General features: G+C 56.5%; 22 protein-coding genes. 2 read left to right on the forward strand and 20 right to left on the reverse strand.

The window, feature by feature from the left end; translation table 11 throughout:
- Positions 1–15 precede the first annotated feature (15 nt).
- The 3 genes from JJB07_RS17375 to JJB07_RS17385 all read right to left on the reverse strand — a co-directional run bounded on the left by JJB07_RS17375 (position 16) and on the right by JJB07_RS17385 (position 3,981).
- Positions 16–489: a helical membrane plugin domain-containing protein gene (locus JJB07_RS17375; protein WP_201637221.1), complete on the reverse strand. Its 474-nt coding sequence runs from the start codon at positions 487–489 to the stop codon at positions 16–18.
- Positions 461–3,445, reverse strand: coding sequence for a formate dehydrogenase subunit alpha (gene fdhF, locus JJB07_RS17380; protein WP_201637222.1), 2,985 nt, complete (start codon positions 3,443–3,445; stop codon positions 461–463). The genes JJB07_RS17375 and fdhF overlap by 29 nt, the downstream gene beginning before the upstream one ends.
- A 173-nt stretch (positions 3,446–3,618) precedes the next feature.
- Positions 3,619–3,981, reverse strand: a complete 363-nt coding sequence (locus tag JJB07_RS17385; RefSeq protein ID WP_201637223.1) for a Na-translocating system protein MpsC family protein — start codon at positions 3,979–3,981, stop codon at positions 3,619–3,621.
- Positions 3,982–4,061: 80 nt separating this feature from the next.
- Between JJB07_RS17385 and fdhD the strand changes: the two genes are divergently transcribed.
- Positions 4,062–4,862, forward strand: coding sequence for a formate dehydrogenase accessory sulfurtransferase FdhD (gene fdhD / locus JJB07_RS17390; RefSeq protein ID WP_430727234.1), 801 nt, complete (start codon positions 4,062–4,064; stop codon positions 4,860–4,862).
- Positions 4,863–4,875: 13 nt separating this feature from the next.
- Here fdhD and JJB07_RS17395 read toward each other — a convergent pair whose 3' ends face one another.
- From JJB07_RS17395 to gpr, 10 genes are all read right to left on the reverse strand, one after another.
- Positions 4,876–6,156, reverse strand: a complete 1,281-nt coding sequence (locus tag JJB07_RS17395) for a molybdopterin molybdotransferase MoeA (protein ID WP_201637227.1) — start codon at positions 6,154–6,156, stop codon at positions 4,876–4,878.
- 6 nt (positions 6,157–6,162) lie between these two features.
- Positions 6,163–7,167, reverse strand: coding sequence for a GTP 3',8-cyclase MoaA (gene moaA, locus JJB07_RS17400; protein WP_201637229.1), 1,005 nt, complete (start codon positions 7,165–7,167; stop codon positions 6,163–6,165).
- A gap of 173 nt (positions 7,168–7,340) precedes the next feature.
- Positions 7,341–8,489 carry a radical SAM family heme chaperone HemW gene (hemW, locus tag JJB07_RS17405; RefSeq protein ID WP_201637230.1) on the reverse strand — a complete coding sequence of 383 codons (1,149 nt, stop codon included), beginning with the start codon at positions 8,487–8,489 and terminating at the stop codon, positions 7,341–7,343.
- Between the two features lie 4 nt (positions 8,490–8,493).
- On the reverse strand, positions 8,494–9,801 hold the full coding sequence (locus tag JJB07_RS17410; RefSeq protein WP_201637232.1) for a tetratricopeptide repeat protein: 1,308 nt from the start codon (positions 9,799–9,801) through the stop codon (positions 8,494–8,496).
- 97 nt (positions 9,802–9,898) lie between these two features.
- A complete protein-coding gene (gene lepA, locus JJB07_RS17415; protein ID WP_201637234.1) occupies positions 9,899–11,707 on the reverse strand; it encodes a translation elongation factor 4 in 1,809 nt (602 codons plus the stop codon).
- A gap of 85 nt (positions 11,708–11,792) precedes the next feature.
- Positions 11,793–12,155 carry a DUF3679 domain-containing protein gene (locus tag JJB07_RS17420; protein ID WP_201637235.1) on the reverse strand — a complete coding sequence of 121 codons (363 nt, stop codon included), beginning with the start codon at positions 12,153–12,155 and terminating at the stop codon, positions 11,793–11,795.
- Positions 12,156–12,221: 66 nt separating this feature from the next.
- Positions 12,222–13,454: a stage II sporulation protein P gene (gene spoIIP / locus JJB07_RS17425; RefSeq protein WP_201637236.1), complete on the reverse strand. Its 1,233-nt coding sequence runs from the start codon at positions 13,452–13,454 to the stop codon at positions 12,222–12,224.
- 122 nt (positions 13,455–13,576) lie between these two features.
- Complete coding sequence (locus JJB07_RS17430; protein ID WP_201637237.1) at positions 13,577–14,827, reverse strand: SGNH/GDSL hydrolase family protein; 1,251 nt, start codon at positions 14,825–14,827, stop codon at positions 13,577–13,579.
- Positions 14,828–14,859: 32 nt separating this feature from the next.
- Complete coding sequence (locus JJB07_RS17435; RefSeq protein ID WP_201637238.1) at positions 14,860–15,522, reverse strand: AMP-binding protein; 663 nt, start codon at positions 15,520–15,522, stop codon at positions 14,860–14,862.
- 205 nt (positions 15,523–15,727) lie between these two features.
- On the reverse strand, positions 15,728–16,723 hold the full coding sequence (gene gpr / locus JJB07_RS17440; RefSeq protein ID WP_201637345.1) for a GPR endopeptidase: 996 nt from the start codon (positions 16,721–16,723) through the stop codon (positions 15,728–15,730).
- A gap of 212 nt (positions 16,724–16,935) precedes the next feature.
- Between gpr and rpsT the strand changes: the two genes are divergently transcribed.
- Complete coding sequence (gene rpsT, locus JJB07_RS17445; RefSeq protein WP_201637239.1) at positions 16,936–17,199, forward strand: 30S ribosomal protein S20; 264 nt, start codon at positions 16,936–16,938, stop codon at positions 17,197–17,199.
- Positions 17,200–17,318: 119 nt separating this feature from the next.
- Here rpsT and JJB07_RS17450 read toward each other — a convergent pair whose 3' ends face one another.
- The 7 genes from JJB07_RS17450 to JJB07_RS17480 form a co-directional block, all read right to left on the reverse strand.
- Positions 17,319–18,104: a C1 family peptidase gene (locus tag JJB07_RS17450; protein WP_236588152.1), complete on the reverse strand. Its 786-nt coding sequence runs from the start codon at positions 18,102–18,104 to the stop codon at positions 17,319–17,321.
- A gap of 147 nt (positions 18,105–18,251) precedes the next feature.
- Positions 18,252–18,533 carry an alpha/beta-type small acid-soluble spore protein gene (locus JJB07_RS17455; RefSeq protein WP_201637240.1) on the reverse strand — a complete coding sequence of 94 codons (282 nt, stop codon included), beginning with the start codon at positions 18,531–18,533 and terminating at the stop codon, positions 18,252–18,254.
- Positions 18,534–18,569: 36 nt separating this feature from the next.
- Positions 18,570–19,622 (reverse strand): DNA polymerase III subunit delta, encoded by a 1,053-nt coding sequence (holA, locus tag JJB07_RS17460; protein WP_201637242.1) that lies wholly within the window; start codon positions 19,620–19,622, stop codon positions 18,570–18,572.
- Positions 19,623–19,686: 64 nt separating this feature from the next.
- Positions 19,687–20,193, reverse strand: coding sequence for a phosphohexomutase domain-containing protein (locus JJB07_RS17465; protein WP_201637244.1), 507 nt, complete (start codon positions 20,191–20,193; stop codon positions 19,687–19,689).
- 113 nt (positions 20,194–20,306) lie between these two features.
- Positions 20,307–21,836: a SagB family peptide dehydrogenase gene (locus tag JJB07_RS17470; RefSeq protein WP_201637246.1), complete on the reverse strand. Its 1,530-nt coding sequence runs from the start codon at positions 21,834–21,836 to the stop codon at positions 20,307–20,309.
- A gap of 13 nt (positions 21,837–21,849) precedes the next feature.
- Positions 21,850–23,802, reverse strand: coding sequence for a TOMM precursor leader peptide-binding protein (locus tag JJB07_RS17475; protein WP_201637248.1), 1,953 nt, complete (start codon positions 23,800–23,802; stop codon positions 21,850–21,852).
- Positions 23,799–25,745, reverse strand: a complete 1,947-nt coding sequence (locus JJB07_RS17480) for a putative thiazole-containing bacteriocin maturation protein (RefSeq protein WP_201637250.1) — start codon at positions 25,743–25,745, stop codon at positions 23,799–23,801. Before JJB07_RS17480 ends, JJB07_RS17475 begins: the two co-directional genes overlap by 4 nt.
- Between the last annotated feature and the right edge of the window lie 114 nt (positions 25,746–25,859).

Consider the following 25,859-nt stretch of genomic DNA (forward strand, 5'->3'; position numbering starts at 1 on the left):
AGTATGAGCAGAAGACTAGATTTTTTCTCCAAAGCCGCGCAAAAATCCCAATCCCAGTGCCAGCGCTTTGTTCACCGCCGGGTCGCGCAGTGCTTTGACGAGGTCGAACAGACCGACTTTTTCGTTGCTCTCCAACACTTCGGCTGCCCGCTCCATCCCGTTGACGACACCGCCGACGACTTTTTTCGTGACGTCGGGGTTGAGTTGGCCGACCGCTCCGGCGACGGCCATCGCGTTGTTGATCGTCTGGGTGACAGACGGTTTGACCAATTGATCGACGGCGATCTTGGCAACTTGCTCGCGGGATTGGAGGAGAGCGGTGACCAGTTCCAACGCCCCGCTCTCGTGCAACTCCCGAACGAGCTTCAAGCTTTGTTGCAGAGCTTCTTGGTTGTCCGTCAGCGATTGGGTAAGTTCTTGCATCGCTTGCTGTTGACGCTCTTCGGGCGTCAGTTCCAGCTTACGAACGATTCGAATGGGTTTGGCCATGGATCACACCTCCGAGAAATTCCTGAGTCGCCTCATCGAGCGGGCGGTAATCGCCGCGCCGCCACTTGCGATGAACTTCAACCCCGCGCTGCGGGTTGCGCGTACCGAATCGCGAGTTGACGCGCGGCAACGGAGATTCACCACGCGGTCGCAAGACTTGCATCTTGACGTAGGTTTGCTTGTACGCCGGCGTATTCGTGCGCACGTCGCGATGCGATCCCGTCAGCAAGTTGACCGCCGTTTCGTCGCTTACGGAGTTCATCGGCAAGTACAATTCGTTGCCGCGCACACGGTCTGTGACCAGCACGTTCAGTCGGACGGCACCGTACGGGGATTCCAGACGCACGACGGCTCCGTCTTGCAGGCCGCGCTCCGCTGCAAGTTCCGGTGAGACTTCGAGGAACGTCGTCGGCACTTTTTGCTGGATGCCGCTCGATTTGTTCGTCATGTTGCCTTCGTGGAAGTGCTCCAACAGACGCCCGTTGTTGAGCAGCAGGTCGTACTCCTCGGTCGCCGTCAACGGCGTGATGTAGTTCACGGGCACGAGATTCGCTTTGCCGTCCGCCGTTGCGAAGCGTTCCGTGTAGAGCAACGGCGTGTCGGTGCCGTCTGCCGCCACCGGCCAGAGCAAGCTCTGATAGCCTTCGAGTCGTTCATACGACACGCCGGCAAAAAGCGGCGCGAGCGTTGCCGCTTCCACCATCACGTCCCCCGGGCTCTCGTAGTTCCAATTGGCACCCAGCGAATTCGCGACGCTCTGGATGATCTGCCAGTCCGGGCGGGAGTTGCCAAGCGGCTTCATCACTTGGTAGAGGCGTTGGATGCGACGTTCCGTGTTGGTGAACGTCCCTTCCTTCTCCAAACTCGGGCAAGCCGGCAAGATCACGTCCGCATACTGCGCCGTGCGGGTCAGGAAGATATCTTGCACGACAAAAAATTCCAAGTTCTCAAGCGCCGCTTGCACATGGTTGGAGTTGGCGTCCACCCACGCCATGTCTTCGCCCATCAGGTACATCGCTTTGAGCGTTCCGTCGTGCATCGCTTCGACCATCTGAATGTTGTCTTTGCCCCGCGTGCTCGGAAGCGGTGTGCCCCAGTTCGTTGCAAACTTCTCTCGGACCGCTTCGTCCGACCAGAGTTGGTAGCCGGGCATCCAGACCGGCAGGGTCCCGAAGTCGCACGCGCCTTGGACGTTGTTGTGACCTCGCAGCGGATACGCACCGGCACCCGGACGAGCGTAGTTCCCCGTGACGAGCAGCAGATCGGAGATGACGGCGGACGTCTCACTGCCGCCGCAGTTTTGCGTAATCCCCATCGCCCACGCGATGCACGTTCCATCGGCGTCTCGAATCATCGTGGCGATCTCGATCATTTGTTCTTGCGAGAGTCCGGTGATTTCAGACGCCGTTGCGAGATCGTACGAGTCAAGCGAAGCGGCGAACTCTTCGAACCCGTTGACTTTTTCCTCCAGGAATTTGCGGTCGTGCCAGCCTTGGTCGATGATGTACTTCGCGACAGCCGCCAACCAAATCGCATCGGTGCCTTGCTTCGGACGAATGAAGACGTCGGCGCGTTCCGCCATCTCGTTTTTGCGCAGGTCGGCGACGATCAACTTCTGACCGTGAAGCTTTTGCGCACGTTTGATGCGCGTTGCAAATACGGGATGTGCTTCTGCCGGATTCGCCCCGACGATGATCACGAGGCCTGCGCTTGCGAGGTCGTGAATCGACCCTGCATCTCCGCCGAGACCGACCGTGCGCATCAAACCGTCTGTCGCAGGCGACTGGCAGTAGCGGGAGCAGTTGTCCACGTTGTTCGTGCCGACGACCGAACGGGCGAGTTTTTGCATGAGGAAGTTTTCTTCGTTGGTGACTTTCGAGGACGAGATGAACCCGATGGCATCCGCCCCGTCGCGTTGCTTGATCTCGCCCAATCGACGTCCGATCAAGCTCAACGCTTCCTCCCACGTCGCTTCGACGAACTCGTCGCCTTGGCGAATCAGCGGGGTGGTCAGGCGTTCTTCGCTGTTGATGAAATCCCAACCGAACTTGCCTTTGACGCAGGTGGAGATTCCGTTCACAGGAGCTTCGGGGGTCGGTTGGACTTTCAAGATCTTGCGGCCCTTCGTCCAGACGTCAAACGTACAGCCGACCCCGCAGAACGTGCAGACGGTCTTGGTTTTTTTCGTGCGGGTGTCGCGCAGCGCCGACTCCACTTCCGAAACGGCAAAAATGCCGCTGTACCCCGGCTCCACTTCTTTGACCAAGTCGATCATCGGGAGCAACAAGTCTTGCGAGATGCCCGACATGAACCCGGCCTCGCCGAGCATCGATTTCTCCATCAGGGCGTTGCACGGGCAGACGGTGACGCAGTGCCCGCACGAGACACAGGACGATTCGTTGATCGCCACGTCGAAGTCCCAGACGACACGCGGACGTTCTCGCTCCCAATCGATCGAGAGCGTCTCGTTGACTTGCAGGTCTTGGCACGCTTCCACGCATTGCCCGCAGAGAATGCATTGGTCGGGGTCGTAGCGGTAGAACGGATGGGACATGTCGATTTCATAGGGCTTCGGTTTGTATTCATACGTCTGGTGCTCGATTTGCAACAGTTCCGCCGTGTTATGTACCCGGCAATCGCCGTTGTTGTTGTCACAGACGGTGCAGTATAGCATGTGATTCTCCAAGATGCGGTTCATCGCTTCGGTTTGCGCCTCTCGCGCTCGCTCCGAAAGTCGCTCAATGTTCATCCCCGACTCCACGGCGGTCGCACAAGCGCGCAAGATGCGGCCGTCCACTTCCACCATGCAGGTGTCGCACGTCTGAATCGGCCCGAGATCGGGCTGGTAGCAGATGTGCGGATGTTCCACTTCGTGTTGTAAAAAGACCTGGAGAATGGTCTTGCCGGCCTCGACTTCCACGTCCTGTCCGTCGATCCGAACTTTGAGTTTCTCCATGAAATGTCCCTCCTAGATGATTCCAGATAACAAAAAACTCCATTACAATACAGCTCGTCATCCCATTGGTTGAATGAAAGCTGGATCGTAATGGAGTAGCAGCAAGCACCTTCGTACCTGCGAAACCAATCCTGTATGATTCCTTGCACAAATAATTATAGGCGTCGTCCCACCTAACTGTCCAGACCCAAAGGTCGATCAAAAACAAAAACGGTCATCGCCACGTCCATCTCCACGTTGAAATCGCTGAACAGCGTCACGAACGTGGCGTTGACGACTTTCTCCAAAGCGGCGACCACTTCGCGCTCTTCGTAGATTTTTTTGACAAACGCGGTGCGGGTCTGGTGGATCATCCGTTTGCCTTCGTCCGACTGGCTCATGAATTTTTCCAAGTTCGTCAGATTGCCTTTCATTTCGGAAATCGCCCACGGTCCACAAAAGCGGGTGATGATCTCCTCCGGCCCTTTGCCGGTGTGTTTTTTGCGGATTTCGCGCACGACGTTGGAGAATTCATGTGCGAGGCGTGTTGCGCTCATCAGGACTCACCTGCCTTTGACATTTTCATGAAGCGGAGTAGAATGAATTCAAATTGACTCCATCGAAAGGGATGAGGAAACTGCAACCCATTTCCACGACCCGCACCGTCCGCTCGTATCGCATGGGAGAATTCCGCGACGTACAAGACACGGTCGTGACCGAATTTCCGGTGACGATCTACCTCAACGACGAGGAGTTCGCCACGGTGGTCTGCACGCCGGAGTATATCGAGGACATGGTGGTCGGGTTTTTGAGTTCGGAGGGAGTCCTGCGCTCGTACGGAGACATTCGAAACGTCACCGTCGACCCGGCGCAAGGGTTCGTCTATGTCGAGACCGACAAGTTGGTCACGTTGAACACCCGCCTGTACAACAAGCGTTACATCACGTCCTGCTGTGGAAAAAGCCGCCAGAGCTTCTACTTTTTCAACGACGCCCGCACCGTCAAGACGATGAAGGAGCGCCGTGTCTCGCTCTCTGTGGAGAATTGCTTCCGGCTGATGTCGGAGATGCAGGCGCAGGCGGCACTTTTTCAAGAAACGGGCGGGGTTCACAATGCCTCGCTTTGCGATCAGAACGGCATCTTGCTGTCCCGCACCGACATCGGTCGGCACAATGCGTTGGACAAAATCTACGGACACTGTCTGAAAAACGGCATCTCCGTAGACGACAAAGTCATCGTGTTCAGCGGACGCATCTCCTCGGAAATTCTGCTCAAAGTCGCCAAGATCGGGTGTGAAGTCGTGCTCTCGAAGTCAGCCCCGACGCAGTTGGCGTTGGAGATGGCGGAAGAATTGGGGATTACGGCGGTCGGTTTTATTCGCAATGACACGCTGAACGTCTACACGCACCCGGAGCGCATACAAAACTCCCGTTCTTGAAACGGGAGTTTTTTCATGCGTAGGGCTGGGAAGGCAAGCGCAATGCGGTGACCATTTCCCCGTCTCGGACGCCGCCGCCCGGTGGGATGACGATCAGACAGTCGGAGTCTTTGATGGAGACGGTGACGCTGGATTGGTCCTTGCCCACGGGTTCGACGTAGACTTTGCCTTCGTGGAGAAGCGTCTGTCCGCGCAAGTAGCGCGCGTAGATGTTCGCTTTGGGGTAGTCGCCGCGCAGGACGGCGGTGAACGCTGTTGGTAAGACTTGGCGACGGGCTTGGAGTCCGTGCAGAACCGGTCGCACGAAAAGTTCGAACCCGACAAAACACGCACCCGGATTGCCGGAGAGCGCACATAAAAAAGCGTTCCCCCGCGCAGCCGCGCTGGTCACGCTGCCCGGTCGCATCTCGATCTTCTGAAACAGCACTTGACCGTCCCAGTTGTCGAGCAAGTCTGCCATGATGTCAAAGTCCCCGACCGAGACGCCCCCCGACGTCAGCACCACGTCGACACGGTTCATCCAGTCGCACACGAGGGCGCGGGCTTGCTCGATATCGTCGGGCACCGTTTGCAGGGAGACGACTTGCGCACTGGCCGATTGAACGAGGGACGTGAGCATGTAGCGGTTGGAGTTGCGAATCTTGCCCGGTTGCAAGGGGGCGTCGACGGCCAGCAATTCAGAGCCGGTGGTGAAGATCGCCACGCGAGGTCTGCGCACGACGGGCACCTCCGAAAAACCAAACGTCGCCAAAAGCGCCGCTTCCCCCGCTTGAATCGTGCGTCCACGTTCGAGCAACAACTCTCCCGCCGCCATCTCTTCACCAATCTGCGAGACATTTCGTCCGAGGGGTACTTCTTTAAATACGACCGCATACTTCAGGCTTTCCTTTTTTTCAAAACCTTCGTCACCGCCGGCTTCTTGGCGCTCTTCCGTCATCTCGAACATAACGACGGTGTCTGCGCCCTCGGGGAGCATGGCTCCCGTCATGATGCGGGCGGCTTCCCCCGGTCCTATTGGCTTTGTGGGAAGAGATCCACAGGGAATCACTTCATTCACTTTTAACAGAGCCGGAGTCTCAGGCGTCGCCCCTTGGATGTCTACAGCCCGCACGGCGTATCCATCCATGCCTGACTTCACGAAGTGCGGCACCGGATGCGTGGCGTGGACATCCTCCGCAAGCGTCCGCCCGAAGCTCTCCAAGAGCGGGACTATTTCCGCCTCTAAGGGAGTGAGATGTTGCAAGAGCAAGTCTTGTGCCTTTCCGACGTCAACCGTCGGTCGATTGAACTTCATCTGTCATCAACCGCCTATATAGGACATTTCAATTTTGCTGCGCGGCTTCTGGGTGCCTTCCATCCGCTCTTCGGAATAGCGGTCGCCCCGTCCGTTCCAAATCTCCGCGATCTTCGCAGACAAATCGTCCGCCGAAACGCCCCCACGCATGAAATCGCGCAGATCAGACCCGCTGCTCGCAAACAAACACGTATAAAATTGCCCGTTCGCAGACAATCTCGCCCGTGTACACGTCGAGCAGAACGCATCTGTCACCGAGGAGATGATACCAATCTCCTCCTCACTCCCTATGTACCGGAACCGCTTCGCCACTTCGCCGAGCTCTGCGGGAGCCACGGGCTCAATCGGCATCTCTCGGTGAATCAGGTTGAAGATCTCCTGCTTCGAGACCACCTGATCCAACATCCAGCCGTTCGAATTCCCCACATCCATAAATTCAATGAAACGCACCGTATGCCCCGTTCCACGGAAATGACGAGCCAGCGGCAGAATGTCGTCTTCGTTGACGCCCTTCTGCACGACGGTGTTCACCTTGACTTTCAACCCCGCTTTTGCCGCCGCTTCAATGCCGTCGAGCACCGCGCGCACGCTCACGCCGCGTCCGTTCATATGAGCAAACCGTTCCTCGTCAAGCGAATCCAACGAGATCGTAATCCGCTGCAACCCTGCGTCTCGCAACGCCTGTGCATACTTCGGCACCAACACTCCGTTGGTCGTCAAAGCCAGATCCTCAATGCCCGGAATTTCATGCAAACGCCCCAGCAATTCCGGAAGATTCGGACGCAGCAGAGGTTCCCCGCCCGTCACCCGCAATTTTCGCACCCCGAGCTTGGCGAACACTTCCGACAGACGAACGATCTCGTCAAAGTCCAGCAATTCCTCCCGAGACAGGAACGGGTAGTCGTTGCCAAACACGTCCGGCGGCATGCAGTATCGACAGCGGAAATTGCAACGGTCGGTCACGGAGATCCGGAGGTCGCGCAGGGGTCGGTTCATTTTGTCAATTGTCATCAGCGCACCTCGCTTCAGTTCTTAAAAGTATAGCCCAATTCGCATCTAGAAAAAAACTCCACCAAAAACAATCCCCAAAAGAGTCGAAAAAATCGCCCCTACGGAATTTGATTTTGGTGGAGTAGTTTCGAGCACACAACGTACTTTCAACCAATCCAAACCTTCCAAACCTTCTATTCGTCACCCAAAAACGCAGCGTACACTTCATTGGCGAGGAAAATCCCCTGCTCGGTCAAGCGCACTCCCACGTCATCGACGGTGAGCAAACCACGTTGTTCATACTTGCGGATCGGCTTCGCAAACACGTCCAGCATGTCCTGCCCGTGTTTCTCGCGGAACCGCTCGAACGTCACGCCTTCCAACAAACGCAATCCGAGGATCATCGTATCTTCTCGTTGCATCACGTCAGAAATTTCCTCGGTCTCCACCACCGGGCGTTCACCGCCAACGGTGGTTTCGATGTACTGCGGCACGTCTTTTTGGTTCACGTACCGCACGCTGTTGACATAGCCGTGCGCACCGGAGCCGGTCGCCATATACGGCTCGTTTCTCCAATACACTTGGTTGTGTCGCGAGCGGTGACCCGGCTTCGCGTAGTTCGAGATTTCGTACATCTCATACCCGCTCGCACGGAACGAATCCATGACGAGTTGGTACATCAGCACTTCCTCATCTTCATGCGGGAGAATCAACTTCCCACGCTCGTACCACGTGTAGAAGGGCGTGCCTTCCTCCACTTTCAACGAGTACGCCGACACATGCTCCGGCCCGAGATCGATCAGCGCCCGAAGCGTGCTCTGAAGCGTCTCGACCGTCTGCCCCGGCAACCCGAACATCAGGTCCAAGTTGATCGAGCCAAACCCGGCTTGGCGCGCCAATTCCCACGAGCGGTAGACCGCATCGCGGTCGTGCAGGCGGCCGAGTTTGACGAGCAGGTCGTTGTCAAAGCTCTGCACGCCGAAACTCAAGCGGTTCACCCCGCCGTCCTTCAACACTTGCAACTTCTCCAAATCGACGGTGCCCGGATTGGCTTCGACGGAAATCTCCACGCCGTCCGCCATGCGGAAGTGGCGATGCAACATCGCCATCATCCGCTCGCTCTGCCGGGCATCAAAAATCGTCGGTGTCCCCCCGCCGAAGAACACCGTCTGCAACGGGAGGTGTTCATATGCGGAGGAGACTGCTTCCAATTCTCGATCCAAGCCGTCCAAGTAGCGGTCCATCACATCAGACGTCGAGACATAGGAGTTGAAATCACAGTAGTAGCACTTCGACGCACAGAACGGGATGTGAACGTACAGCGACGAGACTTGTCCCTTCACTTCGTCACACCACCATGCGGATCGATTCGATCGGCGACTCGACTTGGAAACCGAGGCGCGGGTTGTTGATGTTCTCGCCGACTTTCAACAGATGGGCGCGTTCCGTGTAGTACGCCACCAACTTGTCGATCTCGCCTTGGTCGACCGCTTCTACGCGCTCCAAGATGTGGTACATCACGACTTCCGGCGGCACCTGCATCGCCGGGCGGTGGTTGCGCTCGCCGTTTTCGTGGACCAACATCGTCTCTTGCCACGGCAGACGGCTTGCTTGGTCGAGGTAGCCGATCATGTCCGGGCAAACCGGCGCTTGCAGCGTCCAGCCCATCGAGAACGAGAACAGCGTGACATTGGGATTGTGCGACATATGCTCCGCCACCACGCGAACTTCATCCGACCATGCGGTGAACAGCAGACCTTTTTGCGTCGTGTCGAGCATTTCACGCGGCACCATCGGGATGCCGGTCATTTCGGAGAAGGCGAAGGCGATCGGTGCTACGTCCATGCTCGCCGGAATGATGTATTCGTACTGCGGGAAGCCCGGAACTTCCTCGATCATGCGTTTCAACGCGACGAGAATCTGCGCGACGTTCAGCCAGCCGTAGTTGATGAACACATAGCGGCCGTTGAGGTTTTCGTTCGGTTCGCCCAAGTCTTCCTCCGACGTGCGCAGAAGCGGGGTGCCGTATTGAACGAAGTGCCAATCGCGCAGGTCTTTCGGCGGGAACGCTTCATAGCGCGCAAGCATGTCCTTCAAAATGTTCAGCATCACCGGCTCTTGGTTGTGCTTCGCGTACTCGCCCTCGATGTAGGGGAACAGTTCTTTCGCGCCCGCCGCGTCCTTGGACAGCAACGAAGTGTAGGCGACGTAGAACGCCGTATTCGGACTCGGGGAGTACTCGTACGCATTTTTGAATTGCTCCAGCGCGTCTTCCATGCGGAATTCCTTGAGCAGGCAATAGCCCAGCTCAAACACCGCATTCGCCGCCATCGGGATCAGTTCGACCGTTTTGCGCAGCGGGTTGATGGCGGAACCGAACAGGTTGTCCTTCATCAGCGCTTGCGCCACGCCGTAGTAGCCTTCCGCATCATCCGGGTTCATCGCGACTTTTTCAAAAAGCTCTGCGGCCGGTACACGGTCGAGCATCCGCAGGACAAACGCATAGCGCTGGTAGACGCGAGCGTCATACACTTCCAGCTTCAAGCAGGTATTCAAGACCTCCTGCGCACGCTCGTACATTTCCTCGGCCATGCAATCCTCTATATGTTGCAACATCTGATGAAGTTGCTCTCTTTGCTTTTCTTCTTTGGACACCAACTTAAGTCCCCCTCTATCTAAGTCCAGATAAACTTCATTGTACCATAAAAAACGTCCCCTGCGCATTCGTGCACAGGGGACGTTTTTTGCTGTGTTAGTCGATTTTGAGAACCGCCATGAACGCTTCTTGCGGCACCTCGACGGAGCCGACTTGCTTCATGCGCTTCTTGCCTTCTTTTTGCTTGTCGAGCAGTTTGCGTTTCCGGGAGATGTCGCCGCCGTAACACTTGGCGAGGACGTTTTTGCGGATCGCTTTGATCGTTTCGCGGGAGATGATCTTGTTGCCGATCGCCGCTTGGATCGGGACTTCGAATTGCTGGCGCGGGATCAGTTCTTTGAGCTTCTCGCAGAGCGATTTGCCGCGGGCGTACGCTTTGTCCTTGTGAACGATGATCGACAGGGCGTCGATGATTTCGTTGTTGAGCAGAACGTCCATTTTGACCAGCGCGGACGGACGGTAGCCGATCAGCTCGTAGTCGAACGACGCATAGCCCTTCGTCCCCGACTTCAGACGGTCGAAGAAGTCGTACACAACTTCGGTCAGCGGAATCTCGTACACGAGCGTGACGCGGTTCTGGTCGAGGTAGTCCATGTTCAGGAACACGCCGCGCTTCTCTTGGCAGAGCTCCATGATGACGCCGACATAGTCCTTCGGCACAATGATCGACGCCTTGACATACGGCTCCTCGATGCGCTCGATGCGCTGCGGGTCCGGCAGTTTGGACGGGTTGTCGATTTCCATCGAGGTGCCGTCCGTGTTGTAGACATGGTAGACAACAGACGGAGCCGTCGTGATCAGGGTGAGGTCGAATTCGCGCTCGAGACGCTCTTGGATAACTTCCATGTGCAAGAGGCCGAGGAAACCGCAACGGAAGCCAAAGCCCAGAGCGGTCGACGTCTCCGGCTCGTACTTGAGAGCGGCATCGTTGAGTTCCATTTTCTCCAAGGCATCGCGCAGGTCGTTGTATTCGTTGGTTTCAACCGGATACAGACCGCAGAAGACCATCGGGTTGATGCCGCGGTAGCCAGGCAATTGCTCCATCGCCGGGTTCTCGACGAGAGTGACCGTGTCGCCGACGCGGGTGTCGCGGACGTTTTTGATCGAAGCGTGGAAGTAGCCGACGTCGCCTACCATCAGCTCGTCGACGGCGATCATGCGCGGCGCGAGTTTGCCGACTTCGATGACTTCGTACTCCGCTTCGGTTGCCATCATGCGGACTTTTTGACCCGCTTTCAGCGAACCGTTGATGATCCGCATCTGAACGATGACGCCCTTGTACGGGTCGAAGTAGGAATCGTAGATCAACGCTTGCAGCGGCGCATCCGGGTCGCCGGTCGGAGCCGGGACTTTTTGCACGATTTGTTCCAAGATGTCTTGGATACCGATGCCCGACTTCGCAGACGCGAGCACCGCGTCGGACGCATCAAGACCGATGACGTCCTCAATCTCTTGCTTCACGCGCTCCGGTTCCGCAGACGGGAGGTCGATTTTATTGATAACCGGGAGAATTTCCAAGTTGTTCTCCAAAGCTAAGTACACGTTTGCGAGAGTCTGGGCTTCGATGCCCTGTGCCGCGTCCACGACGAGCAACGCGCCTTCGCAAGCGGCCAGCGAACGAGAAACTTCATACGTGAAGTCTACGTGTCCCGGCGTGTCGATCAGGTGCAAGATGTATTCCTCGCCGTCCTTCGCCTTGTAGTTCAGGCGCACGGACTGCAATTTGATCGTGATCCCGCGTTCACGTTCGATGTCCATATTGTCCAGCAATTGATCTTGCATCTCACGCTTGGAGATCGTGCCTGTATATTCAAGAATCCGGTCAGCCAACGTGGACTTCCCGTGGTCAATGTGTGCGATAATCGAGAAGTTGCGGATCTTCTCCTGGCGTTTTCTTGCGTCCATCTTCAAGATGTCCCCCTTCTGAGACCATACATGCCCGTAATTATAACAAAAAAAAGCACCCTGCGCTATGCACAGGGTCTCAAATTTAATTCGAAGTAAAAGCTCCCGAAAGCGAATCGAGCAACTTCTTGGCTCCCGTCTCCATCCACGTGCCAATCGAGATCGAAGCGGTGTCTACCCCGCTGCCCACGGAGCTCTGTTGATTTTCAATGTCATGGCTCAATTCTTGCGACCACGAAGGCTTGGTGGCTTTGACGTCCTTGCCGAGAATTTTCAGATCGACGTCGCCCTGCTCGTTTTTGATCGCGAGCGCTTGCTTGTCGTTTGTGCCGACCAGCGAGTTGACGCCCTTCTCCGCCGAGGAGATGCCGAAGATCACCAGCAGCGCAAGCATTACGAGCAACACGCCGTACACGGCCGACTGCTCCAGAATCGTTTTGACTTTCATGGTTTCAACTCCTCCCCAGTAGAGTTTGCTATCCAGTATGGTCCGGGAAAAAGGGGGTGATACCCCCTAGTTGCCCGTCTGCGTCCGTTGCTCTTGGCGTTGTTGCGAATCTTGCATTTCTTTGGTCACTTTCACTTCCGGCGAGAGGGCGTTGATGTCCTTGAGATACTGGGCGATGACGTCCGCCATCACGGTGGCCGTGCGTTTTTCCTCCTCGATGGAGTTGCCCGGGCCGCCGATTTCGATCAGCACCATGTTCGGGTCGAGGTCTTGGTTGTAGCGGGTGTCGTAAGGCGCCGGGCCTTTGACCCACACCCCTTTGGAGAGGCTCGGGTATTTTTCTTTTAAATAGTCGTGCAATTTCGTGGCAGTCGCTGCGTTTTGTTCGGAATGCGGGTTGTTGCCGCCGCCGACGATGAAGTAGACCATCGAATAATCGACTCCGTTGATCGTCGTCGTCGTTTTCTCACGCGGCAGAGAGTCACGGTGGATGTCGAAGATCAGTTTGATGTTTTTGTGCTCGCTCAGCACTTTTTGCACCGTCGGGCGCGAATAGTCGTAGGCGTTGTCAAAGTCCCCGACCGACCAGTAGTCCACGAGCGTTTGCAGAGTCGGCACGCCTGCTTTTTCCAATTCCTGCTTCATCGCCCCACCCGCTTGCTCGATGTTGATCTTGGCATCGTAGGCGTTGTCCGCCTTGGTGCCCGCTTTCAGATCCGGCAGGAACGACTCGCGGTTGTGCGAGTGGTAGATGTAGACCAGCGGTTCGTTGTTGTTGACCGGTTGCACGTCCTCGACTTTCTCACGCGGTTTGGCGTTGAGGTTCGGCGGCGGCGCGTCCTTGGCGGCATGCTCATCGGACGGCGGGGTCGTGTAGCTCGGGTCGGGCGTCAGCAGTTTGAAGTCGCTGACCGCCATGCCCGGCACTTGAAACCCGAGCATCGTCAGCGGATTGCCTGCGTCGATGTCGGTGAACAAGTAGAGCAGCATGTTGCTGAGTCCTCGGGGCGAAGCGGTCGAATCGGCGAGCGTCGGCGTGGGTGCAATCGAGGCGTACATCGGCAACTCCTGAGACATGACTCCGTTGAGCGAGTGAGCGGAGATGCTGTGCAAGATGCGCCCGGCCAAGCCCTTGCTTGAACCTCCGGCGATCAACTGCACCGCCACCACTCCTACAAAAATGGAAAAAACCGCCGTGGCAAGCCCCATCGTGACAATCGTGGTGCGAGCCTTTTGGCTGCTTAAATTCAACGTCAGAGAGCGAAACCGTCGCTTGCGCTCCTCATTGCGGTTCTTCATGGCGACCGTCCTCCTTTGTTCTCTATGCCCCTACTCTATGAATCCTCGTTGCTAGATATGACAACGAAAAAAAGACCGTGCCACCCTCAAGTGTGGCACGGTCTCTTTTTCTAGCAAAATGATTAGTTGTTGATATAGGCGGTGTTGCTGTTCGAAATGTATTCCACGTCAAAGCCCAGACCTTGCGAGATCGCACGAAGCGGGACGTACGTTTTGGTACCGTCGTAGAGCAGGTGGACGGGAGCGTCGATTTTGACTTCCTCGCCGTTGACGAGCAACGTATCGGAACCGATGGAGAATTTCACGTTGCTCTCGCCCATCGAAATGATCGCCGCTTGGTTCTCTTCGTCCCAGCCGACTTCGGCGCCGACCGCTTCTGCAAATTCACGAAGCGGGAGGTATGCACGGTCGTTGATCATCGTGACTTCATAGTCGTTGTGGAATTCCTTGCCTTTGACGATGACGTTGATCGGCTGGCGTTGCTCGGTGATGCGGTAGCGTCCGCCCCAGATCGCTTGAGCGAAAGCATCTGCCATCGCCTCGTATCCGGCTTGGTTCGGATGAACGTCGTTCTCGGCGAGATGGGTGTAGTCGCGCTCGTGACCGTTGAATTTCTCAGATACGTGAGCCACTTTGATCGGGAAGGTGTCAGACTTCATGCTGTCGGCAATTTCGTCGAGGGTAGTCGTGGTGTCTTCGGAGACTTGCTGGAGGCGGTCGTAGGTGGCTTGATCTCCGTCTGTGAAGTACGGAACGTAGCCGTCAGCGATGACGACTTGTGCATGCGGTGCGAGTTCATGGAGGGTGGCGAGTGCGGAGCGGAGGTTGGTGGACAGGGTGTCGAGCACATCGTTGGTCTTCGCTTTCACATCGTCGTCAGCGCCTGCTTGGACGAACGCTGCGAAGTCGGGCGCGAAATCGTTCGCTCCGATCGTCACGGTGATCAGATCGGCAACGGCGAGTTCTTGGCGGGATTCTTCGATCTGCGAGAACAGTTGGTCTGTGCGCGGGCTTTCCGGCAGGTCTGCTTGAATTTCGTTCGGAGTGGTGTTTTTATTTTGCTTCAGCGCGTCCAGGTATTTCACGAGGCCGGTGGAGTTCAAGCCCGCCACTCCGTAGTTTTTCACGTAGGTGCGTCCCGTGTAGAGGGAGTCTTCGTACAAGCGGTCGACGAATCCGTAGGGCTCGTTCATCGAGTAGTCAACGCCCGGCTCAAGGCCCAGTGTGAGCGAATCGCCAAGCGCAACAAAGTGATGCGGCAGTTTGGAAGTGTACGTGACGTCGGCCGTTGCAGCTCCGGTCCCGATCAAGCCGCTTGTCAAAACGGTGACCAACGCCAGTCGAACGCTGGTTTGTGCGAGAAACTTTTTCATTTGGAATGACCTCTCTTTGTCTAGTCTAGTTCTTATTCGGTTTCAAGTTTGAATCCAAGGTGTCCCGCCAGCAGAACGGCCGGTTCCTCCGTGGACTCTAGAGCCCCTCGAACGATATAATCGCTCTGCATGAGGTCGCTGTGATGAACGGTGACCGCAGTCGGATCGTCCACCAAGCCCTCCGGATGGGACAAGTACGCGACCATCTCGCCGTGAACGCCCGCGTCCCGCCATTTGCCGCCGAGTTCAATCGGCACGGCGTCGGTCGCGACCCAGCGCACTTGTTTGAGCGCAGAATCGGGTTGGTCGCGCAACACGTCGCGGATCGAGTTCAAAAGCAGCGACGTGGTCAGGATGACGGTCGGAGTTGAATTCTCGACAGCTCTCTGCAAGGATTCCAAATTGCGCACATCGCGCGGTGCCGCGACGGGAACCGCGATGGTTCCGGAGTAGAAACAGCCAAGCAACGCCGTGAGATAGGCCGGGCCTTGGGCATAGAGCAGCAGAACGCGCTCGCCCTTGGCTTTAAAACCTTGCAAAAGGGCGCCGACCGCACGGGCACGGTCATCCAACTGGGCATAGGTCGCCGAGCCAAGCACTTCCTCCCGGTCGTTTTGGCCAATCATGACGCGCTCGCTCGGACGTTCCTTCGACCTGAGGCGAAGCAAGTCTACGAGTGTGGATACACGATCCATGCAACTTCCCCCTCTGATATAACAGAAGTAGATGATAGTATTAAATTATTCTGACATCAGTATATCAAATTACTAAATTCACAACAATATATCTTGAAGTTGTGAAATGCGAAATTTTCATTTGTACATTTATATTCATTTCTACTGTATCACTAAAAAAGAGCCGCCGAGGAGATTCCTCAGCAGGCTCTTGATTTTCAGGCAGTTAGTGCGTGTACATGGATGAGTCGTCCATGGAGATGGCGTCATGAAGTGCGACGTTCAGTCCGTTGGCGAGGACGTTGGCGATGTCTTCGACGAAGGTGTCGATTTCCTTCGGGGTGACCATGAGGTTTTGGCCGATCGGTTGAAGCAGTTCGAAGATCAACTGCTTTTTTTCCCGCTCATCAAAGTTGGCGAACAGCTTGGTCATGCCGTTGCCCGGCACGTCTTGCTCCAAACGGTTTACGATCAGGTCCATCGCATCGCTGGTAATCGTCACTGCATCAACCACGGTCGGTACCCCGACTGCAATGACGGGGACGCCGAGCGATTTTTTGTTAAGCCCTTTGCGCTTGTTGCCCACACCGGCCCCCGGCGAGATGCCGACGTCCGCGATCTGGATCGTGGTGTTCACTCGCTCCATCGAACGCGCCGCCAGTGCATCGACGGCGATGACGAGGTCGGGTTTGACTTTTTTCACAATGCCGTGCACGATCTCGGACGTCTCAATCCCCGTAATGCCAAGCACCCCCGGCGCCACGGCTGCCACCGGACGATAGCCGCCGCCTGCCACGAGGTCGGGCATATGTTCATAGAGATGGCGAGTCACGAACAGATTGTCACAGACCAGCGGCCCGAGCGAGTCGGGCGTCACTTTGCGGTTTCCAAGTCCGATCACGAGCACCGTCGATTCCGCCGTGAGATTGGCGAACTTGCGGAATTCGGCCGCCAGCGTCTCCGAGACGCGGCGCTGCAACTGCGGATCTTTGTATCGCAGGCCGGGGATCTCAAGCGTCAGATAGTTGCCCGGCATCTTGCCCATGATCTTGCCGCCGACATCGTCGAGGATCGACATGCGGGTAATTTTGATGCCTTCGTCCTCTTCTTCGGACAGGTTCACACCCGGAATCGTCCCCCCGTGATCGGGAGAAAAAATCTGGTGCGCCTCCAATGCGAGATCTGTGCTGACGCTATAGGAGTTCCAAAACTCATCATCCATTTGCGTATGTGCGGATTCTTGGCTATACTTGTAACGCGGCTCTTTGCCCACGAACTCCACCTGCTTTCTGACTAGGGTCTTGGAGTTAGAGTGGCTCAGAGTTTCTAAATTATGCAAGGGAGATACAAACCTTGCATTCTCGCACTAGTCATGATAAAATATCCAATGTCCTTTTTTATGGATATGTGCTCTGAAATGGAGGTGAAATATAGATGCCGAACATCAAATCCGCTGTGAAGCGCGTGAAGACCACCAGCACCCGTACCCTGCGTAACGCTGCTGCGAAATCCGCTCTCCGCACCTCAATCAAGAAGTTCGAAGCAGCTGTAGCAGCAAACGATGCGAACTCCGCAACCTTGCTGAAGCAAGCGACTCGTGCACTGGACAAGGCTGTTTCCAAAGGTCTCCTGCACAAGAACACTGCTTCTCGTAAAAAATCCCGTCTGACCAAGAAGTTCAACCAAGCTTCCGCGTAAGACGGTTTCCATAGGAGCTTCATGACTTTGGCGCCAAAGCGATGGAGTTTTTCAGATGGAATGCAAAAACGACCCAAGGATTTCCCTGGGTCGTTTTTTGTATGTCCTGAAAGCCATGCTTAGTGGCCTGTCCACATGTCGAACACAATGGGGGATTGCAAGATGTGGTTGTAGTCCCACATCTCATACGGGAAGTAGCAATTGCCTTCGTCGCCCCAGCCTTCGCCCCACGAGTTGCGGATGATCACATGACCTCCCTCGTCGTCGTAGCCGACGGCGAGCACGGCGTGGCCGCCCAGCATCTGTTCGGTTTCAGCGTCCGGCATCGGGACGATCCCGGTGGCGGCGACTTCCTTGCTTTCAAACGAATCATAGACCGCAAAGCCGATGACGACGGGCAGACCTTGAGCCAGCGCCGCTTTGAGCAGGGACAGAGACGCAATCCGGTGGTACTCGCCGATGCGATAGAGCGCCGCATCCTTCTCAGCTTGCGAGGTTGGCTTGTCCTTGAAGTGGTCGATGGCGTACGGATAATCGGCTTCCGGGCAGACCCCGACCTTGTTCAAAACTTTCATGCCGTCACGAATTTGTGCGCCGGCGTCTTCGTTCAGAGAGCCTTCCATCTCGCGCTCGTGCCAGTACAGGAACAGACGGGAGAGCGGGGTAAACGGCTGGCCGGAACGAAGCAGCAGGTATTCGCGCAAACCGGACGCCATCGCGTTCGCCGTGCAAGAGCCGAGTTGCCCTTGGTCGACGACCGGCGAGCATTTGTCGCGCAGATCCACCGCTTTCGGGAGTGCCTCCGGAGTGTTGAAGATGGCGGTGCGGAACATTTTGTCACGCATGTCTACCGCATCCGGACGAACCGAGTACTTGCGATGTACGTTGCTCATCAACTGACTCATGAAAGACCACCGCCTAGTTTTAATTTTTGTCGATCTTTGTCAAGCTACAATTACAATATAACTTGATAAGTCTATTATAAGCGAAGGGTTGTCACTTTGTATACATATTTTTCTGACTATTCAAACGAAAAAAAAGAACCGCCCACGCTACTGTTGGGGGCGGTTCTCGTCTCGATGTTGTTCGTTGATCATCTGCATCTGGGCGAGGGCGATCAGTTTCTTGACCATCTGGCCGCCGATCGGTCCTCCGACTTTGCCTGCTTCACGTGCGGTTAGGTTGCCGTTGTCCCCCGTGGTGAGCGGGATGTTTTGCTCACTTGCCGATTTGAACTTCGCCTGTTCGGGCGTGGTGTTCATCACTTCGGCCTTCAACAGTTCCAAGGCGTCTCGCGCTCCCGGAACGAGCAGACGTCGTCTCTTGCGCGCCATCTGGCTCCACCTCCCTTCTGCTAGGGAGTATCTCCGTCAGGCACGTTGCCTACTCGCAGCGGAGACTTTATGCGGCAGGCTCAGGATGAACATCTCCAAAGCGGTGCGGTCTCCGAGTTGGCCGGTTTTGATCTTGTAGTCGATCTCACCCAGTTCGAACAGCAGTTTCTCCAGCTCTTTGACGCTGTAGAAGTTGCCTTGCTCGCCGGCGATCTTCGCCGGGTAGGGATGGACGCCCAGTTGCTGTGCGATCTGGTTGATGTTGTAGCCGCGACCGCTTTGCAGTTTGACTTGGAGCATCATCCGCACTTGGCGGGCGATCATGAACAGGAGTTTGATCGGTTCTTCCTTGTTCTTGAGCAGGTCGTACATCATCCGCATGGCACGGTCGATGCGCAAGCGAACCACTTCGTCGATGAACACGAACACGTTCTGCTCCATCGTTCGCGTGGCGAGCATGTCGACCGCCGCTTCGTCAATCGTGCCGCCGGGACCTGCGTAGAGCGCGAGTTTCTCCAACTCGCTGCGCAAAAGCCGCAGGTTGGTGCCGACGGAGAGGATCAGGCGTCCGATGCCGTCGTTCGTGATCGAACTGCCTTGGCGTTTGACTTCTCCGGCGATCCAGTCGCGGCACTCGTTTTCCTTGAGCGAGACGAATTGGACGACGGCCGCTTTTTGTTGGGCGATCTTGGTGAGTTTCTTGCGCTCGTCGAGTTTCTCGGCGAAGACGGTCAAGATCAGCGTCGTATAGGGAGCCGGATTCTCCATGTAGGCTTGGAGGGCTTCCGGGTCGTGGTCGACGCGCGGGGACTTCGCCGAAGTGAACGCGGCGCAGTTCTGCACGAGAATCAATTTGCGCTCCGACAGAAACGGGATCGTCTCCGCTTCATGAACCGCGTGTTGGATCGGCGATTCGTCGTAGTGGAAACGCATGTAGTTGAAGTCGTCGATCCCTTGCGGCAGAGCGGCGTCTTGGATCGATTGGACGACGTCGTCGATCAAGAGCGCTTCGGTGCCGTAGAGCAGGTAGACCGGTTGGATGATGCCTTTTTTCAATTCAGTTTGGATGTCGCGGATGCTTCTTGGCATGTATGAGAGGACTCCTTTTTGGCGAGAGTCGGTCAAAATTGAGACAAGTCATCCGCATTGTACCCTACATCTGAAACGCGCACAAGAGAAGCGCGCCCTCTCTCGACGCCTGTGCATACGGCTTCACAAGCAATCCTCGTGCGCCCGCCTCAATTTCCCGAACATAGGGCTCGATGTGTGCCGGTGTGAGTTCTTTTTTCTCCGGCGTGAGGAATTTCAGTCCGCGAACCGTCGTGCCTTGGCCCGTGACGAGGATGCCGCCGTCGAGTCCTTCTTGACGAATCGCGTTGCAAAGTTGGCCTTCGGTGGCCTCTTCTTCACAGAGCCAGACGATGACTTGATTTCCGGCGAGCACCTCGGCGATGCGCTCTGCAAACAAGTACCCGCGAGCGTCGCCGACGAAGCCGACGATCATGCCGTTTTGCGTCAAGTCTTCCGTTTTCATAAATGAAGCGATACCCTGTGCGACGATTGCCGCCTGTACGAATGTCAATTCACGGGTGAGTGCCCCGTACCACCCGTCTTCTTGAAATTCAATTCCCACGTTCCCCCATTGTTGCATGACAGACATTCTCGCTCATACCCTCCTCGATCGTGCTGTTCCTCCTATGTATAAGACAAAGTTCGACGAGTATGAGTGTTGGAAAAAAGAAGGAAGCCCGCGAAGTGGCTTCCTTTTTTTCGTTACCTGTGTAAAAGTCCTTGAAAACGCGGGCGAACGCGGGTGACTCCGATGGGAATCTGGATGAGCGTGGCCTGCGTTTGCAGGTTGTAGTGCTCGTCACAGGCGGCGGTGTCGAAATCGAGCAACGGATGTCCGCTGAGTTCGAGAGCCGTCGCAGCGAGAACGAGACGGTGGACGAGGAGACCCGCTTCCATCTGCTGAATGCGATACCCTCTAAACCCGAGCGATTCGGTGAGGTGATCTCGGTCCCCGACGACGTGAAAACACAGCGGGGCTTGGGTCATGTTGACGTTCTGCATCGAGACCCCCTGTTGAAACACGTAGCGGTGGTCTCCGAGGCGGATGCTTTGCAAGGTGTGGGAGCTGTTGTCGTATGAATAAGCTCCGTCCGGCAAGCCCTCCACGCCGGTCAAAGAGCCGTACAGCGAGACGCGGGGCTTCGTCGATTCGCCCCCATCCAGATCATTGCAGTAGGAAAAAGAGTTCGTGGCCTCCTGCAAAAGCATCGCAAGTTGAGTTTGACTGACTCCGTGCAAGACAAAGTCTTCTCCCGAGGAAGTTCGCTTGCGTCCGACCGCCGCCAGATCATAGGACAAGCGCGGTACTTGTGGCAACGCCGTCAGATTCGAGGCGTCCCCTGTGGAGGTACCTCCTTGCCATTTTGTAAAAGCGTTCGTGTTATCAAGCATCGCCTCTTCGTTCATCCGAACCAACAAGGGAAACGGTTTGATCCATTTCGACCGGACATAGTGCTTGAGATGAAGGTCGGGAAGTTCACGGATGAGGTCCTTGCACGACGTATTCGTTTGCGCTTTCGCAAACCACTCTCCCGTCGGCTTCACTGAGAGCGGAACGACCGCGTACACGCTCTCCTCCAACTCCGAAATTCCAAGCAGAGAGTTCACCGCCCGATCCAAGAACTGATAGCAAACGCCCGCCGTGTAGCCGAACCGCTTCGACACCTCCAAGAGCTGTCCGAGCAACACCCCGGCATCCAGCCCTTGCAGGCGATACGCGAAGTTGTTGTATTTGAAGAAGTTTTTCCAAAACATCGTCGAGACGAACACCGCCCCCCAACAAGCGTCGAGGTCACACCGTCCGCCGAGAGCCCGCCCCAGAACCTCGTCAAACTTCCCTTCCCGCAACAGCACCAAACGATGATGGGCAGCGCTGTAGTGATAGACGCCGGTCGGCACGCCATCCGTTTTCAAATACACGTACAACTCGCTCGGATACAAGCCCCCGCCCGAAGGAAAAAACCGCCGAAACTTCATCCCATACCCGGAGTCGCTGGCTTGCATCAGGCCGTTGACATACCACAGAAAGTGGCCGACTTCACGAAGCGAGGGCGTCCCGGACGCTTTTTTCCCCGGGAGCGTGAGAGGGACTTCCGCAGACAGCGGGAATTGCGGGAGCCCTCGGTACAGTTTGTAGAGCAGCGGCGAGTCGTCCCAATCCACTTGCCAGTCGGAGGGACGAATCCGGTCAACGTCATAGTGCAACGCGTGTAAAAAAGCATCGGGATTCATCTCGGTCCCCCCTTTATGGAAACGGGTGTGGGTGCGGGTTGAGTTGTCGGCGGGTCAGCTTTTTCTTGGCATACCCGAGTTGTGCGGGAACCTTCAATACGCGCTCAAGCCCTTTGACGCGCACCAGATGGTGTCCAAACGTCATCGGCAACATCCCCGGGATCAGCACTTTTACGCAAGAGAGCCCGTTTCGACTCACCTCCGGTGTCGTCTGATCCACCACGATCACTTCCAGATTCAACTTGCGGAACACGTCGAGCAAGTCCCGCACATCGTCTGTCAAATCGGCCCGCTGCTCTCTCCGCGAAAAAGCCTCCTCGACCGTCTGCACCGGTCGGTCGGCATCCAACAAAAAGTGGAGCCGCTCCTCTGCTTCGGGCAAACCGTAGAGTTGCATGTGATCGTCCATCTCCTGCACGAGAGCCGAATTGCGGAACATCCGCCCGCATTTCTCCCGATTGGCTTCGAACTTGTGATCAAGCACCCGCATCATCCCCGCCAACTCGTGGACGGCGCTTTTGATCGCTCGAAGCGGGTCGAGGTGGGCTCCTGCGGCGCAGATTAGGTTAAGCCCTTGCCCCCTGCGGTTTTTCGCCAGCGCGAAGATGCTCGGGATGCCGTTCTCCATCGTGGCGTTGAAGAGATGGAGATCGTACCCGCCGACCACACGCAGACGGTGGATCATCCATTGCAATTCGGTGTCTTGCACAGAATCGAGGTCCAACCGAGGCAAAGGCAGTTGCGCGTACCACGTCATGAGAAACGCATCGCGCTCCACCACTTCGAGCAACCCGTAAAAAATCGCCTCTTCCAAACTTCCGCCCAGCGCACAACCGTTCGACGTCTCATAGACGAAACCGTCGCCCTGACCCAAGCTGTAGTAGGCGAGCAACTCCGGCACGAGAATCGGGCGTTCGCGGGTGAACGAGTAGCCCCACACCCAATCCAGAGGCGAATTCGGGTCGTAGGCGCGAAACGGGAAGCCGGGGCGGTCGTATTGATTTTTCTCATGAACCCCGACGCGAGCAGGGTTCAACGCATGTGCCGCCAGATAGCGATAGGAGCCGCGGACGACCGTTCGCTTCGCATGAGGGGCGACTCCGCAGAACCGCTCCAACCCTTCCAAGATGCCCGTCAGTTTGCTCTCGGCATAGGAATGCGTGCGTCCTGCGGTGACTTCGTTGGTGTGCAACAGAGGCAGATTCACCGTGACGGCGGCGAAGGGAGAGACCAAGTCTTGCAGGTCGTCGTTGAGGAATCCGACTTCGTGATCGAGATACTCACGGAGCAGCGCATCCTTCAACTGCTCCATGGAACGGGTGCGAAATCCGGTTGCGCTGAGCTTCGGATTGGGTTGCAACGCGATCCGCGCCGCCTCTGCCGTATCCTCAGGCCGATTCCCGCAAACTGGGCACAAGGAATCGGGCAGCAAGAAATGCCGAGAGCTCTTCAACGTGCTCATGTTCGCCAAAAAAACATGCCCCGCCAACTGAGCCTCTCGACCTTGCAACACTCTCTGCACGTCGGCCGTCAGCACGTGAGCCAAGTGGGACAGCGCCGTCCGGGAAGCCAACGGGTCACGGTCCAACCCTCCGTGTTGCTCCAAGAGGTGCAGAATTTGCAAGGACTCCTCACGATCTCCACCCGCCATCAGCCGCCGCCAATCGGCACAGCGGGGGCAGCCCGGTTGATCGGGTTGGACGAGCGGGCCGAGCACCCCCTCTCCCAGCTGCACACAGCCGCGTACCCAAGGAACGCCGAGTTCTTGGAAGACGGCATGTGCTTTGGCATCGAGAGCGGGATGCCAAGCATCGTGCAACAACAGGGCGAGATCGGCCGTCTGCTCCTCACTCTCCGTCCGTTTCGGCCAATCGGAGTGCCGAACGACCTGGCAAGAGTCGGACAGCAATTCGCAGACTTTGTCTGCCAAAATTCCTACGCCAAGCACCCACACCACATGGCTCACGGAGATTCCTCCTCTCGCAACGCCACTCCAACCACGCCGGCCAGCACTTGTTGTAAAAATGGCTCCTGTGCCAAATCGAACGCGAGGACCTTCTTGCCATGCTCTCTCAAAACTTGCAGAGCCGACAAGACCGTGTCCGTTGAAAAACCAACTTCACGGGCAGGGATCATGAGACTTCCCGACGATTGCGAGCCGGGTGACACGTCTGAGACGCTCGACCCAAGTTGTACGGAATCAATGTCCCCTGCACCATAAAACTTCGCATCTTCTGTGACGTTATGTTCAACTTCCGCACTTCGCATGACGGTTTTTTGCAAGGCTTTTTCGAGTGCATTTCGCATTGCCATCGTTTCGTGCAACCCGATTCCCCAGAAGCTGTGTCCGTTCGTTTTTACCCAAAGAGTTGGGAACCCCCAGATCTTTGGGCCGCAGCCAATGACGGGGGCTCCGTTTGCAATCGTCAGGGCTTGCAACTCGTACAGGCATCGCTCGTCTGCAATGGTGAGCAGATCTACAGATCGCTTTTTCATGGAAGTCTCTCGTTCCCGACTCGCAAGTTCCGCCTCCAAGCACTTCTGCACCCCGCGACCGACTGCTTCTGCAAGCGTCAAGCCAGCCCCGACTCCCAAGAATTCCTCCTGTGAAACACCCCGCGCCACATACGCTTCCAATCCTGCAAGCCCCGCCTCCCGCCGTGCTTCTTCATGCGTGAGCCCGAGGCAGACTTCGCTTGGCAACAAATCCGCCAACCCGTTGGATTGAAGATCGACCGCTTGCACCCGACATTGCGCCATCGGGAGTTGCTGCAACTCCCCCTCTTCCCACGTGTGCAAGATGCCGCTCACATTCGACGTCAAGTGGCGGAACGCATAAAACCAACTTCTCGACTCCTCCTCCCGCGCCCCCCTCGTCTCTTGCGCCAACTTCTCCGCAAGCCCCGCAATCTCCTGAACAGCGCCCCTCTCCGTATAGGGTAGAAACCCGTGCCAATTGCCCTCCAACGTCTCCAAGTTCAACAGGAAAAACCCCTGTTCCCGCACGAACTCGTTCACACCCGCAGCCGTCTTCATCAGCTCGAAGACCACTACATTTGCAAGCAACGCCTCTGCGGTCGGAGAAGGAAAGTGCGCCTTGGGATCGCGACAGACCGCCGCGCGATGAATCCGCCGCCACGCCGACTCCCAATCGGACGAGAGGTTTGGATGCACCAACGGCCCGACCAGACCGACTTGCTCCACATACATCGCGGGAAGCAACGCTTTTCCCTGCTGACGACACAGCGATTGCAGCGCCCGTACGAGCTCGACGTCACCCGTACCCGACACGTACAGAATCCAATCATGCGCCGCCACCGCTTCCTCAAGCGGCAGGGTGACTTCCCGGAGCACCGACTTCGAATCCGTCAGCCTCGCATGCTCTTGCAACTCCACCAACCTCTCCCGCGACGTCGGCTCTGCATCCAGAATCAGCAGATGCACCTCTTGCAACCCGGCATCCAACAACGCCCCCGCCATCGTGACCAAAAAAGGTCCTGCTCCGACCACCAACACCCGCGCCTGCCGAAACTCTTGAAACCGACGAGCCCCCGAATGCCCCCTTACATCTAAATACTCAATCTGTGCCGCGTACCTTTGCACCACTTCATCCGACAGTTGATGCGGCAAATTTCGGTTCACATCCCGCACGATGCCGTTTTCATACAGCACCTCTGCAAGTTCAAAGATCCGATTGCGGTGTTGCTCCGGCAGATCCTCGGTCAAATCGGCCAGGCTATGTGCGCCGTTGAACAGCGGCATCAATTTCTCTATCCATTGCTGGATGTCACGGCCCTGCATCCGAAACGAGCCCGCGTGATTCCGAAAATACACGCCTCCGTTTCGATCCGGCAAAAAAAACGTGCCCCCCGCCACTTTCAAACACATAGAAGGATGTACCGTGCTCATGCTGCTCCTCCAATCTGTAGGGTGATGTAGGATATATAAAAAGAGAAGAGCCCCTGTATGCAAGCCCATAACTTGTCCATACAAGGGCAATCCTTCTCAGTTGGAACCGTCAGC

Origin of the sequence: Tumebacillus amylolyticus (genome assembly GCF_016722965.1) — a bacterium.
Lineage (GTDB): Bacteria > Bacillota > Bacilli > Tumebacillales > Tumebacillaceae > Tumebacillus > Tumebacillus amylolyticus.